Below are 16,695 nucleotides of genomic sequence, written 5' to 3'. Positions count from 1 at the left end.
GGCGGCGCTGCTTACCGATTGCCGCGGTTACGCGCGCACGGCTCTGCGCATCGCTGCTCAGCCGTCATGCCAGCCTTGAACGGTGCCGCCATGGCCGCACGCCGCGCTGAACCGGTAGTGCCACTCAGCTGAACTGCGCCAGCCCGAACACCGGCGTCGAGGCGGCGGCCATATCGCGCCGCTCAACCAGCCCCGCCTGATGCGCGTCCTGGCCGGCGCGGATCGCCGCACCAAAAGCGGCCGCCATCTTCACCGGATCCTGCGCCTTCGCCACCGCCGTATTCAGCAGAATACCGTCGAAGCCCAGCTCCATCGCCTGCGCGGCCTGGCTCGGCGCACCGATGCCGGCATCAATAATCAGCGGCGTATCCGGGAACCATGCGCGCATTGCGCGCAGCCCGTCGATATTGCGCAGCCCCTGGCCGGAGCCGATCGGCGCGCCCCACGGCATCAGCAGCCGGCAGCCGGCTTCCAGCAGTTTTTCACCGACGATCAGATCCTCAGTGGTGTAGGGAAACACCTGAAAGCCTTCGGCGCAGAGGATGCGCGCGGCTTCGACCAGCGCAAACGGGTCAGGCTGCAGCGTATCGGCGTTGCCAATCACCTCCAGCTTGATCCACGAGGTGCCGAAGACTTCCCGCGCCATCTGCGCGGTGGTCACCGCCTCTTTCACCGTATGGCAGCCGGCGGTATTGGGCAGCACCCGCATGTTCATCTGCTGCAGGATCTCGCGGAACGCGCCGCCCTGGCTGCCTTCGCGGCGCAGGCTGACGGTGATAATTTCGCAGCCGGAGGCGGCGACCGCCTGGGTCAGTATCGCCGGCGAAGGATACCCGGCGGTGCCGAGCAGGAAACGTGACCGCGGTGTAAAGTCGTAAAACATGCTTCAGCCCCCCTGCATCGGTGACAGGACTTCCAGCTCGCAGCCCTCGTGCAGGATCTGCTGAGCATACTGCGCGCGCGGGATAAACTGGCCGTTAAGGGCGCTGGCCACGCAACTGGCGTCGATCTGCTGCTCCGCCAGCAGCGCGGCCAGCGTGGTGGCGGCGGTGTCGATCCGCTGTCCGTTGAGTTGAATTTTCATAACAGGTTGTCCTGGGTAAGGTGTTGCATCAGTTTCTCCGCCATTACCGGCGCGAGCAGAAAACCGTGGCGATACATGCCGTTGACGTACCAGCGGCCGTTAAGGTGACGAATGGCGGGAACGTTATCCGGCCATGACGGGCGCAGGCCGGTGCCGCTTTCGATAATCCGCGCCTCGGCCAGCGCCGGGTGGATAGCCCAGGCGGCGCTGAGCAGCTCCATCATCGCGCGGGCGCTGATCGGACTGGCGTCATCGCTCTCTACCATGGTGGCACCGAGCATAAAATGGCCGCTGGCGCGCGGGACCAGATAGCAGGGAAAACGCGGGTGCAGCAGGCGCACCGGGCGCGACAGCTGCAGCTCCTGCGTCTGCAGGATCAGCATTTCACCGCGCACGCCGCGCAGGCCTGCTAACGCGTCGGCGGCGTGAATGCCGCGGCAGTCGATCACCCGGCCGGTGGGGCCGCCGCTGTGAAACGCCACGCCGGACCGCTGCAGCCTGTCGCGCAGCTGGTTCATGGCGTCACGCGGATTAAGGTGCGCCTCACCGGCGAAGAACAGACCGCGGGCAAACCGCCCCTGAAGATGGGGTTCCAGTTCGCCGGGATCGACCCACTGATGCGCGTGGGTGACGCGGGCAAAGCGGTTCAGATCCGGCGCGTCGCGCGGCGGGGCCACCACCAGCGTGCCCTGATGCTGCACGCCGTCGACGCGCGCCGCCCACCAGGGGGCCGAGCGCTGGCCGAGTTCGGTCACCTCATCGGGGGCGCTTTCGCCCTCGCACCAGGGCGCGAGCATGCCGCCGGCCCAGTGCGACGCCGGACGCCGGGACTCATCGACGATCACCTCAACCGACTGGCCGCGTTCGGCCAGCGCGGTGGCGACGCACAGCCCGCTGACGCCGTCGCCGATAACCGACCAGCGGCTCATGGCGCAGGCGTCCGTAAAGGAACAGATGCAGGATAAATTACAGAAGAATTCACGTTGGCCTCGTTTAAAAGAGGACCCGTGATAAGGCAGGGAGAGTACGCGCGGGCAGGCGAAGTTGACCAGCGCATCAGGTTGCTCTGCGGGGCAAAGCAACGCGTCTTCCTACGCCAGTATCAACTGGGTCAGGTTCTAAGGGTCGCCGGGCCGCGATAATCGCTACCAGCCTCTCAGTCTCTCTGGCGAGACTCCCCTGACGGTTCTATTTGTATTTTATCTGCTGCCGCGCCGTCAAGCACGATGTCAGATTTTGCTGCCGCGGATACGGCCTGAAACGTTACCGGCCGATCGATATGCTCAGCCGCGATGGCTGTTCCGGGCGGCGGACCGCAGTAGCACGTTCATGCGCCTTACGCCGCGCGGCGTTCCGGGCCAGACTGCTGTTGCCGACGCCGGGCAATCTGCTCCGCGTGCTGCAGCACCTCCTGCAGATCATCCTCATCGATGTCCAGCAGCTCGCCGGCCAGCAGCGCTTCGTGCAGATCGGCGCGGGTAATGGAGACGTTCACCACCACCGGCGCGGGTTTCGCCTCGCTGGCCGCCAGCGGATGCGGATAACGGCGGCCGGCCAGGTTGTTAAATACAATCGCCAGCAGCGCCAGCGACAGCGAGTTGAGCAGGATCGGGGTAAGGACATAACCGTAGCCCAGCTGATGGATCGCCGGCCCGCCGATCACCGCGGTCAGCGCCACCGCGCCGCCCGGCGGATGCAGGCAACGCAGCTTAAACATCAGGACGATCGCCAGCGCGGCGGCCACGCCGCAGGCCAGTGCCGGCATGGCGATCCACTGGCCGACGGTCACGCCAACCAGCGCGCAGAGCACGTTACCGCCCACCACCGACCACGGCTGCGCCAGCGGGCTGTTCGGCACGCCAAACAGCAGCACCGCGGACGCGCCCATGGGGGCGACAAACCACAGGTTCACTTCGCCGAGCAGCCAGTGGCTGAACAGGCTGGTGATCGCCAGGCCGATACCTGCGCCGAGGCTGGCGAGGAGCATCTGTTTGCGGGCCACGGCCAGCGGGTGTGGCCAGAAGCGGCCAAGGAAAAGGCGTAGCTGCGCAGGCAGCGTGGAGGAGCGATTCATTTTGCAGGCGTCCGGTCATAGGAAATTCTTATTGTTTAGCGCGCTGATTCTCGCCGATCCTCCGCGCTGAAACAACCCGCCATCGTCAGAAGCGCAGCGGGAACAGAGACTGGCGAGGTGCCGAACGCCCGCCGTGAGAATTCGGTTACCACGCCGGCACCGGGTCGCTGAAGAACTGCCAGCCCTGCGGCCCCAGCGCCATCTCCTTATCGGTCAGCAGCGCGGCGTCGAGCTGACGCCGCAGCGCCGCCTCATCCATCTGCATACCGATAAACACCAGCTCCTGGCGCGCGTCGCCGCTGCCCTCCTGCCAGTTTTGCATAATCGACAGTCGCAGATCCTCATCCTCAGGCCAGCGTTCAGGCGGTACCGCCGCCCACCAGCGGCCGGCCAGCCCCTGATGCGAGACGCCGCCCGCCTGTGACCAGTTACCGGCAAAATCGGGGCGTGAAGCCAGCCAGAAAAAGCCTTTTGAGCGCACGATACCCGGCAGCTCGCCGCTGAAAAATTCCCAGAAGCGCTGCGGATGGAACGGCCGGCGCGCGCGCCAGACAAAGTGGCTGATGCCGTACTCCTCGGTTTCCGGCACGTGGCTGCCGCGCAACTCCTGCAGCCAGCCCGGCGCTTCGGCGGCGGCGTCAAAGTCAAACAGGCCGGTATTCAGCACTTTCTCCAGCGCTATCTGCCCAAAACGCGCCACTTCAATGCGCGCGCGCGGGTTAAGGCTGCGCAGGATCGCCACCAGCTGGCCGCGCTGCTGTTCGTCAATCAGGTCGGTTTTGTTCAGCACCAGCACGTCGCAGAACTCGATCTGGTCGATCAGCAGGTCCACCACCGAACGCCGATCCTGTTCGCCCAGCGACTCCCCGCGCTGCTGCAGGCTGTCGCGCGACCGGTAGTCGCGCAGGAAGTTGTAGCCGTCGACCACCGTCACCAGGGTATCCAGCCGGGCCACCGCCGACAGGCTCTCTCCATTTTCCTCTTCGAAGGTGAAGGTTTCCGCCACCGGCAGCGGCTCGGAGATGCCGGTGGACTCAATCACCAGCTGGTCAAAGCGCCCTTCCCGCGCCAGCCGGCTGACTTCGAGCAGCAGATCCTCACGCAGGGTGCAGCAGATACAGCCGTTGCTCATCTCGACCAGCTTCTCGTCGGTGCGCGACAGGTCGGCTCCGCCGTCGCGCACCAGCGCCGCGTCAATGTTCACCTCCGACATATCGTTAACGATCACCGCCACCCGGCGGCCTTCGCGGTTGTGCAGGATATGGTTAAGCAGGGTGGTTTTCCCGGCACCGAGAAAACCGGACAGCACGGTGACCGGCAGGCGCGCATCGCGTGGCAGAGGGGTTAAGTATTCAGCGTTCATCAGTTCCTCACAGCGTAACAGACTGGCATTAGCGAGGCGGCACGCTGCCCCTCGCCATAATTGTTATGTTATAACATAACAATTATGGTTGTCACCTTTTCTTTTCTGTGGACATCAGGTGCAATTTTCACCGCCCGGCGACGCTGAAATTATTTTTAATTGAATGCTCAATCAATAAAAACTATGATCGGGGACAGTTTTTAACAGAAAAAATGTTACCGGGGTGAAATTACTGAAAAATTAACTACGCTATTTCCATCACATAGCGACCTCACCTGATGCCTCGTCAAGTGTAATTAGCGGATAGTCGGCGGAAGTCACCCAGTATGCGCTAATGCACGCTTCGCAGAGCAAACGTCAGGTCAGTTATTCGTTCTCATTTTGCGGAGACCTTATGCCAGATATTGACATGCCAGAGAAAGCTCAGCAGGACCGTATCAACCCGGTGGTGTTCTATACCTCCGCCGCGCTGATCCTGCTGTTCTCACTGACCACCATCCTGTTTACCGATTTTTCCGACAACCTGATCAATCACGCGCTCGACTGGGTATCCAACACCTTCGGCTGGTACTACCTGCTGGCGGCCACCCTCTACATCGTGTTTGTGGTGTTTATGGCCTGCTCGCGCTTCGGTTCGATTAAGCTCGGGCCGGAGCAGTCGAAGCCGGAGTTCAGCCTGATGAGCTGGTCGGCGATGCTGTTCGCCGCCGGCATCGGCATCGACCTGATGTTCTTTTCGGTGGCCGAGCCGGTCACCCAGTATATGATGCCACCGGAGGGCGCGGGGCAAACCCATGAGGCCGCACGCCAGGCGATGGTGTGGACGCTGTTCCACTACGGGCTGACCGGCTGGTCGATGTATGCGCTGATGGGCATCGCGCTCGGTTACTTCAGCTACCGCTACGGGCTGCCGCTGACCATCCGTTCGGCGCTCTATCCGATCTTCGGTAAACGCATTAACGGCCCGATCGGCCACACCGTGGACATCGCCGCGGTGATCGGCACCATCTTCGGCATCGCCACCACCCTCGGCATCGGCGTGGTGCAGCTGAACTACGGTCTCAACGTACTGTTTGATATCCCGGAGGGGCTGACCGCGCAGAGCGCGCTGATCGTGCTGTCGGTGGTGATGGCGACCATTTCCGTCACCTCTGGCGTTAATAAGGGCATCCGTTTCCTGTCGGAACTCAACGTGCTGCTGGCCTTTGGCCTGATCCTGTTTGTACTGTTCGTCGGCGATACCGGCTTCCTGCTTAACGCGCTGGTGCTGAACGTCGGGGACTATATCAATCGCTTTATGGGGATGACGCTGAACAGCTTCGCCTTTGACCCGCAGACCGAGTGGATGAACAACTGGACGCTGTTCTTCTGGGCGTGGTGGGTTGCCTGGTCGCCGTTTGTCGGCCTGTTCCTCGCCCGTATCTCACGCGGCCGCACCATCCGCCAGTTTGTGCTGGGCACGCTGACCATTCCGTTTATCTTCACCCTGCTGTGGCTGTCGATCTTCGGCAACAGCGCGCTGAACGAAATTATTCATGGCAACCTGGCCTTCGCCCAGGAGACGATGGCGCACCCGGAACGCGGCTTCTACAGCCTGCTGGCGCAGTACCCTGGCTTTACCTTCAGCGCCTCGGTCGCCACCATTACCGGCCTGCTGTTTTACGTCACCTCGGCCGACTCCGGCTCGCTGGTGCTGGGCAACTTCACCGCCCGCCTCAGCGACATTAACAATGACGCCCCCAACTGGCTGCGCATCTTCTGGTCGGTGGCGATCGGCCTGCTGACCATGGGAATGCTGATGGTCAACGGCGTCAGCGCGCTGCAAAAAACCACGGTGATCATGGGCCTGCCGTTCAGCTTTGTGATCTTCTTTGTGATGGCCGGGCTGTATAAATCGCTGCGGGTGGAAGATCACCGCCGCGCCAGCACCACGGTGAATATGCCGCCGGTGCCGGTATCACGCGACGATCGCCTCAACTGGAAGCAGCGTATTTCCCGCGTGATGAACTATCCGGGTTCTACGCACACCAAAAAGATGCTGGATGAAGTGTGCCGCCCGGCAATGGAAGAGGTAGGGCGTGAGCTGGAGCGCCGCGGCGCCCAGGTGCAGGTCAGCGAACTGCCGCCGCAGGAAGATGAGCGCCTGAATCATCTGGAGCTGACGGTCAGCCTCGGCGATGAGCAGAGCTTCATCTACCAGATCTGGCCGCAGCGTTACTCGGTGCCGGCGTTCACCTATCGCGCCCGCCGCGGCAAGTCGGACTACTTCCGCCTGGAGACCTTCCTGCTGGAGGGCACCCAGGGCAACGACCTGATGGACTATACGCGCGAGCAGATCATTAACGACATCCTCGACCAGTACGAGCGTCATCTGACCTTCCTGCACATCCACCGCGAGGCGCCGGGCAGCACCATGCCGTTCCCGGAGAGCTGATCCTGCAGTAACGCCAGACCATCAACCAGGCCTCCGGGCCTGGTTTTTTTATGATCAGGCAAAGCGCTTCGCTCCGGCCACGCTGAGGATCACCAGCGCGGAGCAGACCAGCATACTCAGCGCCAGCGGTTCATGAAGCAGCAGCGCGGTCAGCAGCAGACCGAAGAACGGCTGCAGCAGCTGCAGCTGCCCCACCCCGGCAATGCCGCCCAGCGCCAGCCCGCGATACCAGAAAAAGAAGCCGATCAGCATACTGAACAGCGACACGTAGCCCAGGCCAAACCACGCCGGTGCGCCAACGGCGGCCAGGCTGACGGGCCAGTTGGCGATGCCGATCGCGGCCATCAGCGGCAGCGACAGCAGCAGCGCCCAGCAGATCACCTGCCAGCCCCCCAGCCGCCGCGACAGTCCGGCCCCTTCCGCGTAGCCCAGCCCACACACCAGCACCGCCGCGATCATCAGCAGATCGCCGCCGATCGCGCCGCCCTGCCCGCTGCCGATCGCAAACCCGGCCACGGTGCCGCCGCCCAGCAGCGAAAACAGCCAGAAAGCGCGCTTAGGCCGCTCACCGCCGCGCAGCACGCCAAACAGCGCCGTGGACAGCGGCAGCAGGCCGATAAATACCAGCGAGTGCCCGGCGCTGATGTGCTGCAGCGCCATGGCGGTCAGCAGCGGGAAACCGGCCACCACCCCGGCGGCAACGATCAGCAGCGGCAGCAGATCGGCACGGGCCGGCAGGCGCTGTCGCAGCAGCCACAGCAGCCCCCCACCGAGCACGGCAGCAATGACCGCCCGCGCCGAGGTTAAAAACCACGGCGAAAAATCCATCACCGCCACCCGGGTGGCGGGCAGCGAACCGCTGAAAATAATCACGCCTGCCAGCCCGCTCCACCAGCCTGCCGTCGTGCGTTGCTGCGTCTGTTCCGTTGTTTGCTGCATGGTTCCTCTGTGCATAGTTTCCCGCTCTTAACGGCTTTAGTCTCGAACGATAGTAGGATGCGTGACGGACAAGACGAAGATACAATGCAGTACAATTCTCCCGAACTGTATGGCTAACGCCAGCCATACAGTTCAGTGTTCACAGTCAAGGAACCCCCGTCAATGACCCGAACCGAAAGCCTGACCGACGATATTCGCCGTAAAATCAGCAGCGGTGCGCTGGCCGCCGGTGAGCGGCTGCCGTCGATCCGCCGCTATGCCGCCCTGATGCAGGTTTCCCCCTCCACGGTAGTGGAAGCCTATGAACGGCTGGCGGCGGCCGGACTGATCCGCTCACGCCGGGGGGCGGGGTTTTACGTCAGCAGCAGTCAGCAGGCTCCCCGCAGCCTGGTGGAGAGCGCCACCCGGCTGCCGCCGGAGATCGACCCGTTCTGGGTGTCGCGCCAGTCGCTGGATGCCGGAGAAGAGGTGCTCAAGCCCGGCTGCGGCTGGTTGCCTGAAGACTGGATGCCCGCCGAAGCGCTGCGTAAAGGGCTGCGCCAGCTGGCGCGGTCGGACGCCAGCCTGCTGGTGGACTACGGCGGCACCCGAGGTGCACAGGCCCTGCGCCAGTGGCTGCAAAACCGTTTTGCCCGCGACGGGCTGAACGTGCCGCTGCAACAGATTATGCTGACCGGCTCCGGCAGCCAGGCGCTGGATCTGATCTGCCGCTTTCTGCTGCGGCCGGGGGATACCGTGCTGGTTGATGACCCCTGCTACTTTAATTTTCAGACCCAGCTGCGGATCCATCAGGTGAAGATCGCCGGCGTCCCCTGGACCCCGACCGGGCCGGATATCACCGCCTTTGAGCAGGTTCTCGCCGCGGAACGGCCGCGTCTGTATATCACCAACTCGGCGCTGCACAACCCGACCGGCGCCAGCCTGTCGCCGCAGACCGCCTGGCGGATGCTGCGCGCGGCCGAAGCCCAGGATCTGATCATCGTGGAAGATGATATTTTCGCTGATTTTGAGCCGGAGATGTCGGCGCGGCTGGCGATACCGGACGGGCTGGAGCGGGTGATCCGCATGGGCAGCTTCTCCAAGACGCTTTCCGCCTCGGTGCGCTGCGGCTATATCGCCGCCCGCCAGCCGTGGATCGACGGGCTGGTGGATCTGCAGATTGCCTGCAATTTCGGTGGCCCCAGTCCGCTGACCACCGAACTGCTGGCCAGCGTGCTGGCGGGCGGCAGCTACCGCAAACACCTCGATGACGTCACCCGCCGGCTGGCGCGGGCGCAGCGCGAGGCGGTGGCGAGGCTGACCCGGAGCGGTCTGACGCCGTGGCTGATCCCACGCGGCGGTTTTTATCTCTGGTGCCGGCTGCCCGCCGGTATCGACTCCACCGCGCTGGCCCGCCGCTGCCGTGAGGAGAACGTGATCCTCGCGCCGGGCAACGTGTTCAGCGTCTCGCAGAGCGCCGGAAATTTCCTGCGCTTTAACGTGGCGCACCTCAGCGATCCGCGGGTATTCCAGGTACTGGAGCAGGCGATGCGGGAGCTGGCTGCCGGCAATCACCTCTGAGCCCACGGGCAGTGCTTTTTTACCCGCGCGGGCGGATCGGCCACGCTTTATCTCTGCCAGCGGCATATGACCGCGCGCGGACCCCGTGAACGTCCGGGGTCATTACCGCGCTAAACCACGGATTAAGCTTTTAACCGCGTATCCTTATCAGATATTCATCGTTCACAGTGTCGTAACAGCCAGCTAATAATCACGCCATTCTCACACCCGTTAAGGTGGCACGTTATGACCGAGCGTATTCGTTTAGCCCAGCCTGAAGAGGCGGAATTTCTGCATGCTCTATTACAGCGAGCCTACGCGCCGTTAATTCCGCAGGGAATACATTTCACCATTACCCGTTCCAGCGTTGAAGACGTGCGGGCGGTCATCGCCAGCGAATCGACCTTTGTACTGGAAAGCGACGGCCAGCTGGTAGCGACGCTGACCGCCCGATTCCCGTGGACGCCGGATAAGAAGCAGGTGGCGCCCTGGCCGTTCCTGCACTGGTTTGCCGTCGATCCGGACTTTAAAGGCAGGGGCTACGGCAGCCGCATTATCCGTTACGTGGAGGAGAGTTTTCTGCGCGACACGCTGAAGGCACCGGCGGTGTATCTGGCAACCGCGATTAAACATCCGTGGCTGTCGCAGCTTTATCTGCGTCGCGGCTATCAGCCGTTCCACCGGGCAATAAATCCGCTGGGCGTGGAGCTGGTTTATTTAACCCGCGTACTCGACCAGCAGCGTTATGAGCAGGCTAAAAATAAAGAAACCCTGCACGATTTTACTGATAACAAACTGACCGCCTGACTGGCTTCTTAAACATTATTCCGGGAAAACTATGCGCGTAAATAATAACGTGGCCATGATGGCCACCTTTTCACTGCTGGCCCTTTCCGTCTCCGCGGCTTTTGCCGCAGAAAAACCGCAAACCGGCGGTACCCTGACCTGGGGTGTTGAAGTTGAACCCAGCCCGCTGAATCCGCAGCTGAACGGCCAGGATAAAGCCGAGCTGATCCTGCGCGCCGCCTATGAGTCGCTGCTGGCGCGTAACGCCGACGGCAGTTACGTACCCTGGCTGGCCGAAAGCTACAAGGTGGAAGACGAGGGGAAACGCATCACCTTCACCCTGCGTAAAGGGGTGAAGTTCACCGACGGCGTGCCGTTTAATGCGGCAGCGGTGGCGGAAAACTTCCGCCGCATTCAGGATCCGGCCTACGCGGCGGGTACCAGCCTGTACGCGCTGGGCAGCCATCTGGCCAGCGTGGAAACCCCGGATGAGCAGCACGTGGTGCTGAACCTGAAAGAGGTTTATACGCCGTTCCTGTCGTTCGCCGCCGGGCTGAAGCTGATTTCCCCGAAATCCTGGGAGTCACCAACGGTAAAAGCCGGTGGTGCTGAGGTGGCCGGTACCGGTCCGTTTATTCTGCAGCGCTATGAAAAAGGCCAGCAGATCGTCTTTAAGAAAAACCCGGACTACAACTGGGCACCGGCCAACGCCGGCCGCCAGGGCCCGGCGTATCTCGATGGCGTAACTTACCGCTTCCTGCCGGAATCTTCCGTACGTACCGGTGCCCTGCTCTCCGGCCAGGTGGATCTGATTGAGGGGATCTCCGGTAATGACGCCGGTGAATTCAAAGATAACCCGGACTTCGACTACCGGCATGCGCTGAACACCGGCACCCCTTACTCGCTGTTCCTTAACGTGGAATATGGCCCGACCCGCGAGCAGAAGGTGCGCCAGGCCCTGCTGCAGGGGCTGGATATCGACGGCATGCTGAAATCGATCTATCGCGGCGAACGCACCCGTACCTGGGGCATCACCTCACCGATCGATCCGCTTTATGACAAAGGGCTGGAAGGCAAATACGGCAACAATCCGACGCTGGGCAATAAACTGCTGGATGAAGCAGGCTGGACTCAGCGTGATGCCGATGGCTTCCGCACCAGAGAGGGTAAACGCCTGACCATCGATATCGTCCAGGCACAGGCGACCGTCCGTGACCAGCGCGGCGTGCTGCTGCAGGCGCTGCAGGCGCAGGCCCGCCAGCGTCTCGGCGTGGATCTGAACATCCGTTACGTCGATTCCGGCACCTACGTCGAGCTGCGTAACAGCGGCCAGTTTGGTTCGATTGCCAACTCCAACACGCCTACCGACGGCATCGACATTGAAAACCACTACCTGCCGGTGAAAGCGGGCGGGGCCATCAACTACAGCCGCACCTCGGCACCGGAGATCCTGCCGCTGCTGAAAGCTGCCTCCACCACCCTGGACGAGGCGAAAAAACGCGAGTCCTACGCGCAGTTGCAGCAGTTCGTGATTCTGGACCAGGCCGTGGCGGTACCGTTGTATGAGCCGGAAGACCAGATCGCCTCGGCGAAATATGTCCACGGCGTCGGTTTCCGTGCCTTTAAGCAGCTGCCGGAAAACGCCTGGGGCGTCTGGCTGAGCAAACACTGATAACGGAGTCATCATGAGCAGCGAAACCACTCCCCTGATCAAAAGCCCTTCGGCCCTGCGCCTGAAGGCGCCCTCCTCCCTGCTGTGGCGGGCGACCGGGCGTCTGGTCGGCGGCGTGATGGTGCTGTGGGCAGCGGTGACGCTGTCCTTTATCGGCGTCTGGCTGGCACCGGGCGATATTGTCAGCCTGCTGATCGGTGAACAGATCCGCACCCCGGAAATTGAAGCGGCGATCCGCGCCGAATGGGGGCTGGATCAGCCCCTGTGGCAGCAGTACCTCAGCTACCTGTGGCGCGTGCTGCACGGCGATTTTGGCCGCTCTTATATGCTCAATGTCGACGTCGGCCAGCTGATGGCCTCGCAGCTGGTGCCAACCCTGAAGCTGACCGCCGCCGCACTGCTGGTCAGCGTGGCGTTTGCCGTGCTGCTGGCGGTGAGTACCGCGCACCGTCGCTGGGGTCGTCGCGTTGCCAACGGCATTGAACTGCTGCTGGCCTCCACGCCCTCATTCTGGCTGGGAATTGTGCTGCTGTTCGTGTTCAGCTTTACCCTGCGCTGGTTCCCGGTGGCCGGCGACCGCAACGCTGCCGCGCTGGTGCTGCCGGCGCTGGCGCTGGGGCTGGCGCAGGGGGCGGTGGTGTCACAGGTGCTGCGGCGCGGGCTGGAGGAGGCGCTGGATCAGCCGTTTTCGCTGACGCTGCGCGCCTGGGGCATTAAGGGCAGCACCGTGCGCCTGCGCCACGCGCTGCGCCATGCGGCGCTGCCGGCGGTGACGCTGACCGGCTGGCTGGTCGGCGGCCTGCTGAGTGGTGCGGTGATCACCGAAACGGTGTTCAGCCGTCCCGGCCTCGGCAAGGTGACGGTGGACGCGGTGCTGAGCAAGGATCTGCCGGTGGTGCTGGCCGTCGCCATTTTGTCGGCGCTGATCTACGTGGTAATGAGCACGCTGGTCGATATCCTCGCCCTGCTGCTCGACCCGCGCCTGCGTCACCAGCCGGGCAGGGAGTGAATCATGTCTGAAATCTTAACGCTGCGCCTTGCGCGCAGCCTGCCTTACGGCCTGCTGGCCGCCCTGTTATTCCTGGTGCTGCTGGCGCTGGCCGCCCTGTTTCCCGGCTGGCTGGCACCTTTCGATCCGCTGCAGGCCGACCCGCTCAACGCCATGCTGTCCCCTTCCTGGCAACACTGGCTGGGCACCGATCAGCTGGGCCGCGATCTGCTGAGCCGGGTGATCTACGGCAGCCGCTACTCGCTGCTGATTTCGGTAGCGGCGATCGCGCTGGCGGTGGTGGCGGGTACGCTGCTGGGCCTGCTGGCCGGGCTGGCGCGCGGCGTGGTGGATGAGGTGACTGGCCGCACGGTCGACGTCATCTCCGCCTTCCCGGACCTGCTGCTGGCGCTGATGCTGATCGCCTTTACCGGCCCCGGCACCGTTAACCTGATTATTGCGCTGGGCGTTGCTTCGGTGCCGCGCTTTGCCCGCGTGGTGCGCGCGCAGACGTTCCTGGTGGCGCAGTCCGGCTACGTGGAACAGGCGCGCACCTTTGGTCTGCCGCGCTGGCAGCTGGTGCTGCGTCACGTGCTGCCGCACGCGGTGGCGCAGGTGCCGGCGCTGGCCACCCTCGGTCTGGGTACGGCGATCATCGGCACCGCCGGGCTGAGCTTCCTCGGCATGGGCCCGCAGCCGCCGACGGCAGAGTGGGGGCTGATGCTGGCGGAAGGCCGTAACTATCTGCGTAACGCCTGGTGGACCGGCGTCTGGCCGGGCGTTGCCATTACCCTGACCGTGGTAGCAGTGAATACCGTTGGCCGCTACTGGCAGGCCCGTTTTGAAGGAAAAAAACCATGACCGCTGCGGTAGATATTCATAACCTGGCCATCCGCTTTGGCGAACAGACGGTGGTTAACGGGCTGAATCTGACCATTCAGCCGGGGGAATCGGTGGCGCTGGTCGGCGAGTCCGGCTCCGGTAAAACCGTCACCGCCCGCGCGCTGCTGGGGCTGCAGGCCAAAGGCGCAATCATCAGCGCCGACCGTTTCGATATTCTCGGCCAGCCCGCGCTGGGTAACAGCGAGCGCCAGTGGCGGCAGGTACGGGGTAAGCAGATTGGCTACGTGCTGCAGGACGCGCTGGTTTCTCTCGATCCGCTGCGTACCGTCGGCCAGCAGCTGGCCGACGCCCTGCTGGCCAGCCAGCCGCTGCCCGCCCGCGATATCGTGCTGCGCAGCATTCAGCTGCTGCAGCAGGCGGGCATTGCCGACGCAGAGCAGCGTCTGGCGGTTTACCCGCATCAGCTCTCCGGCGGCCTGCGCCAGCGGGTGCTGATCGCCTGCGCGCTGGCCGGGCAGCCGGCGCTGCTGATTGCCGACGAACCGACCACCGCGCTGGATATGACGGTGCAGAAACAGATCCTGTCGCTGCTGCAGCAGCGCCGCGATAACGGCCAGGCGCTGCTGCTGATCAGCCATGACCTGGCGGTGGTGGCCGAGCTGGCCGACCGGGTGCTGGTGATGCGCGACGGCGAAGTGGTGGAGAGCGGTGCCACCCGTGAGGTGCTGCGTACCCCGCAGCACGCGTGGAGCCGCCGCCTGCTGCAGGCTATCCCCCGCCCGGAGACGCGCGGTTTTCGTCTGGCGTCACCGCAGCCGGAGGCGCTGCCCGAACGCGCCCCGGCCGGAGAGATCGTGGTGGCGGTCAACGGCGTCCATAAGTATTACGGCGACCGCCACGTGGTCAATAACGTCTCCTTCACGCTGCGCGCCGGGGAAACGCTGGGGGTGGTCGGTGAGTCCGGCTCCGGCAAAAGTTCGCTGGCCCGCCTGCTGCTCGGCCTGAGCGAACCGCAGCGCGGCGAGATCGTTATTGCCGGCCAGCGCTGGGACCATCAGCCGGAAGCGCTGCGCCGCAGCCGCCGCCAGCAGCTGCAGCTGATTGCCCAGGATCCGCTGAGCTCGTTCGATCCGCGTTACAACGTGGAGCGCATCATCGGCGAAAGCCTGGATGCGGTGCAGATCTTCGGCGCGGAGCGGCGTAAACGGGTGCTGCAGCTGCTTGACGAAGTGCGGCTCAGCCGGTCGCTGCTGCAGCGCTACCCGCGTGAACTCTCCGGCGGCCAGCGCCAGCGCGTGGCGATTGCCCGCGCCTTTGCGCCCAACCCGGCGCTGCTGGTGGCCGATGAACCGGTCAGCGCGCTGGACGTGTCGGTGCAGGCGCAGATCCTCGACCTGCTGGCCGATATGCAGGCGGAGCACCGCACCGCCCTGCTGTTTATTTCGCACGATCTCGGCGTGATCCACCACCTCTCCGACCAGCTGCTGGTGATGAAGGAGGGGCGCGTGGTGGAGAGCGGCGACGTGAACCAGGTATTTAACCACCCGCGCCATCCGTGGACGCGACAGCTTCTTGATGCGCTGCCGGCGCTGCCGGGCCGCGCTGCCTGAATAACCCGTAAGGAAACCAGCCATGAGTCAGACCCAAACACAGCTGCGCCTCGGCGCAATTATACAGGGCCCGTCGGGCAATATGTCCGCCTGGCGTCACCCGGATGCGGTCAGCGACGCCAGCATCAACGTTGAGTTCGTCACAGCGCTGGCAAAACAGGCCGAAGCGGCGAAATTCGATTTCCTGTTTGTCGCCGACGGCCTGTATATCAACGCCAGGTCGATCCCGCACTTCCTCAACCGCTTTGAGCCGATCACGCTGCTGTCCGCGCTGGCGCTGGTGACGGAGAAAATCGGCCTGGTGGCCACCCTCTCCACCTCCTACAGCGAGCCGTTTACCGTGGCGCGTCAGTTTGCCAGCCTCGATCAGCTGAGCGGCGGCCGCGCGGGCTGGAACGTCGTCACCTCACCGCTGGAAGGCTCGGCTAAAAACTTCTCACGCGATCGCCACCCGGAGCACAGCGAGCGCTACCGCATCGCCAGCGAGTATCTGCAGGTGACCAAAGGCCTCTGGGACTCGTGGGAGGCGGACGCCTTCGTGCGCAACAAAGAGAGCGGCGAGTTCTTCGCCGCCGACAAGCTGCATACGCTGAACCATAAAGGCCACTACTTCTCGGTGCAGGGACCGCTTAACGTCGGCCGTTCTCCGCAGGGGCGCCCGGTGATCTTCCAGGCCGGCGCGTCGGAGTCCGGCAAGGCGTTTGCCGCTGAAACCGCCGACGCCATCTACACCCGCCAGGAAACGCCGGAACTGGCACGCGCTTTCCGTGAAGACGTGCGCCGCCAGCTGGTGGCCAACGGCCGTGACGCCGATGATATCCGCGTCTTCCAGGGGATCAGCGTGATTATCGGCGACAGCGAAGCGCAGGCAGAAGAGCGCTACCAGCAGACCGCGCAGCTGGTATCACTGGAAAAGGCGCTGGAGTACCTTGGCCGCTACTTTGAGCATCATGACTTCAGTCAGTACGATGCGGACGCGCCCTTCCCGGATATCGGCGATCTCGGCCAGAACAGCTTCCGCAGCACCACCGACACCATCAAACGCAACGCGCAGGCGCGCGGCCTGACCCTGCGCCAGGTGGCGCTGGAAGAGGCCACCCCGCGCCCGACCTTTTCCGGAACCGCCGGACAGGTGGCCGACGGGCTGGAAGCCTGGTTTACCGGCGGCTCGGCGGACGGCTTTATCGTTCGCGGCGGCACGCCGACGGCGTTTGACGACTTCGTTGACCAGGTAATCCCGATCCTGCAGGCGCGCGGCCTCTATCGCCGCGAGTACGAAGGCAACACCCTGCGCGAACAGCTGGGGCTTCGCGAACCGGAAAACCAGTTTGCGGCGCGGCGGGAAGAGGGGGCAGCGGTGTAA

General features: G+C 63.7%; 14 protein-coding genes and 1 riboswitch. Of the genes, 8 read left to right on the top strand and 6 right to left on the bottom strand.

Annotated features, from left to right (window positions below; genetic code table 11):
* Positions 1-124: 124 nt before the first annotated feature.
* From ASF13_RS14850 to zigA, 5 genes are all read right to left on the bottom strand, one after another.
* Positions 125-883, bottom strand: a complete 759-nt coding sequence (locus tag ASF13_RS14850) for a thiazole synthase (RefSeq protein ID WP_056237684.1) — start codon at positions 881-883, stop codon at positions 125-127.
* Between the two features lie 3 nt (positions 884-886).
* Entirely contained in the window at positions 887-1,084 is a 198-nt protein-coding gene (gene thiS, locus ASF13_RS14845; RefSeq protein WP_056237681.1) for a sulfur carrier protein ThiS, read from the bottom strand.
* Positions 1,081-2,013, bottom strand: coding sequence for an FAD-dependent oxidoreductase (locus ASF13_RS14840; RefSeq protein ID WP_056237679.1), 933 nt, complete (start codon positions 2,011-2,013; stop codon positions 1,081-1,083). Before ASF13_RS14840 ends, thiS begins: the two co-directional genes overlap by 4 nt.
* A gap of 142 nt (positions 2,014-2,155) precedes the next feature.
* Positions 2,156-2,275: riboswitch (TPP riboswitch) on the bottom strand.
* A 145-nt stretch (positions 2,276-2,420) separates the two neighbouring features.
* Entirely contained in the window at positions 2,421-3,158 is a 738-nt protein-coding gene (locus ASF13_RS14835) for an HPP family protein (RefSeq protein WP_056237678.1), read from the bottom strand.
* A 145-nt stretch (positions 3,159-3,303) separates the two neighbouring features.
* Positions 3,304-4,521, bottom strand: a complete 1,218-nt coding sequence (zigA, locus tag ASF13_RS14830) for a zinc metallochaperone GTPase ZigA (RefSeq protein WP_056237673.1) — start codon at positions 4,519-4,521, stop codon at positions 3,304-3,306.
* Positions 4,522-4,930: 409 nt separating this feature from the next.
* On the opposite strand from zigA, the gene ASF13_RS14825 reads away from it, so the two are divergent.
* The gene (locus ASF13_RS14825; protein WP_369814388.1) at positions 4,931-6,955 is read left to right on the top strand and encodes a choline transporter; all 2,025 of its coding nucleotides are present in this window, start codon (positions 4,931-4,933) and stop codon (positions 6,953-6,955) included.
* 54 nt (positions 6,956-7,009) lie between these two features.
* Here the strand turns inward: ASF13_RS14825 and ASF13_RS14820 are convergent, their stop codons facing one another.
* Positions 7,010-7,894, bottom strand: coding sequence for a DMT family transporter (locus ASF13_RS14820; RefSeq protein ID WP_056237668.1), 885 nt, complete (start codon positions 7,892-7,894; stop codon positions 7,010-7,012).
* Positions 7,895-8,056: 162 nt separating this feature from the next.
* Between ASF13_RS14820 and ASF13_RS14815 the strand changes: the two genes are divergently transcribed.
* The 7 genes from ASF13_RS14815 to ASF13_RS14785 all read left to right on the top strand — a co-directional run bounded on the left by ASF13_RS14815 (position 8,057) and on the right by ASF13_RS14785 (position 16,695).
* Positions 8,057-9,454 carry a PLP-dependent aminotransferase family protein gene (locus ASF13_RS14815; RefSeq protein WP_056237665.1) on the top strand — a complete coding sequence of 466 codons (1,398 nt, stop codon included), beginning with the start codon at positions 8,057-8,059 and terminating at the stop codon, positions 9,452-9,454.
* A gap of 225 nt (positions 9,455-9,679) precedes the next feature.
* A complete protein-coding gene (locus ASF13_RS14810) occupies positions 9,680-10,240 on the top strand; it encodes a GNAT family N-acetyltransferase (protein ID WP_056237663.1) in 561 nt (186 codons plus the stop codon).
* Positions 10,241-10,271: 31 nt separating this feature from the next.
* A complete protein-coding gene (locus ASF13_RS14805) occupies positions 10,272-11,891 on the top strand; it encodes an ABC transporter substrate-binding protein (RefSeq protein ID WP_156365599.1) in 1,620 nt (539 codons plus the stop codon).
* A gap of 13 nt (positions 11,892-11,904) precedes the next feature.
* Entirely contained in the window at positions 11,905-12,900 is a 996-nt protein-coding gene (locus ASF13_RS14800) for an ABC transporter permease (protein ID WP_056237661.1), read from the top strand.
* A 3-nt stretch (positions 12,901-12,903) separates the two neighbouring features.
* The gene (locus ASF13_RS14795) at positions 12,904-13,740 is read left to right on the top strand and encodes an ABC transporter permease (RefSeq protein WP_056237658.1); all 837 of its coding nucleotides are present in this window, start codon (positions 12,904-12,906) and stop codon (positions 13,738-13,740) included.
* A complete protein-coding gene (locus ASF13_RS14790) occupies positions 13,737-15,332 on the top strand; it encodes an ABC transporter ATP-binding protein (protein WP_056237656.1) in 1,596 nt (531 codons plus the stop codon). The genes ASF13_RS14795 and ASF13_RS14790 overlap by 4 nt, the downstream gene beginning before the upstream one ends.
* Before the next feature lie 22 nt (positions 15,333-15,354).
* Positions 15,355-16,695, top strand: coding sequence for an LLM class flavin-dependent oxidoreductase (locus ASF13_RS14785; RefSeq protein ID WP_056237655.1), 1,341 nt, complete (start codon positions 15,355-15,357; stop codon positions 16,693-16,695).

Source organism: Erwinia sp. Leaf53, from assembly GCF_001422605.1.
Taxonomy (GTDB): Bacteria; Pseudomonadota; Gammaproteobacteria; order Enterobacterales; family Enterobacteriaceae; genus Erwinia.
Note: the sequence above shows the minus strand (reverse complement) of the source record. Positions and strands in the feature narration are given on the sequence as shown.

Excerpts from the sequence above, each read along its gene's own strand:
- ASF13_RS14850 (WP_056237684.1), bottom strand. The coding sequence starts at position 883 with ATGTTTTACGACTTTACACCGCGGTCACGTTTCCTGCTCGGCACCGCC.
- ASF13_RS14835 (WP_056237678.1), bottom strand. The coding sequence starts at position 3,158 with ATGAATCGCTCCTCCACGCTGCCTGCGCAGCTACGCCTTTTCCTTGGC.
- ASF13_RS14825 (WP_369814388.1), top strand. The coding sequence starts at position 4,931 with ATGCCAGAGAAAGCTCAGCAGGACCGTATCAACCCGGTGGTGTTCTAT.
- ASF13_RS14810 (WP_056237663.1), top strand. The coding sequence starts at position 9,680 with ATGACCGAGCGTATTCGTTTAGCCCAGCCTGAAGAGGCGGAATTTCTG.
- ASF13_RS14820 (WP_056237668.1), bottom strand. The coding sequence starts at position 7,894 with ATGCAGCAAACAACGGAACAGACGCAGCAACGCACGACGGCAGGCTGG.
- ASF13_RS14800 (WP_056237661.1), top strand. The coding sequence starts at position 11,905 with ATGAGCAGCGAAACCACTCCCCTGATCAAAAGCCCTTCGGCCCTGCGC.
- ASF13_RS14805 (WP_156365599.1), top strand. The coding sequence starts at position 10,272 with ATGCGCGTAAATAATAACGTGGCCATGATGGCCACCTTTTCACTGCTG.
- thiS (WP_056237681.1), bottom strand. The coding sequence starts at position 1,084 with ATGAAAATTCAACTCAACGGACAGCGGATCGACACCGCCGCCACCACG.
- ASF13_RS14790 (WP_056237656.1), top strand. The coding sequence starts at position 13,737 with ATGACCGCTGCGGTAGATATTCATAACCTGGCCATCCGCTTTGGCGAA.
- zigA (WP_056237673.1), bottom strand. The coding sequence starts at position 4,521 with ATGAACGCTGAATACTTAACCCCTCTGCCACGCGATGCGCGCCTGCCG.
- ASF13_RS14840 (WP_056237679.1), bottom strand. The coding sequence starts at position 2,013 with ATGAGCCGCTGGTCGGTTATCGGCGACGGCGTCAGCGGGCTGTGCGTC.
- ASF13_RS14815 (WP_056237665.1), top strand. The coding sequence starts at position 8,057 with ATGACCCGAACCGAAAGCCTGACCGACGATATTCGCCGTAAAATCAGC.
- ASF13_RS14785 (WP_056237655.1), top strand. The coding sequence starts at position 15,355 with ATGAGTCAGACCCAAACACAGCTGCGCCTCGGCGCAATTATACAGGGC.
- ASF13_RS14795 (WP_056237658.1), top strand. The coding sequence starts at position 12,904 with ATGTCTGAAATCTTAACGCTGCGCCTTGCGCGCAGCCTGCCTTACGGC.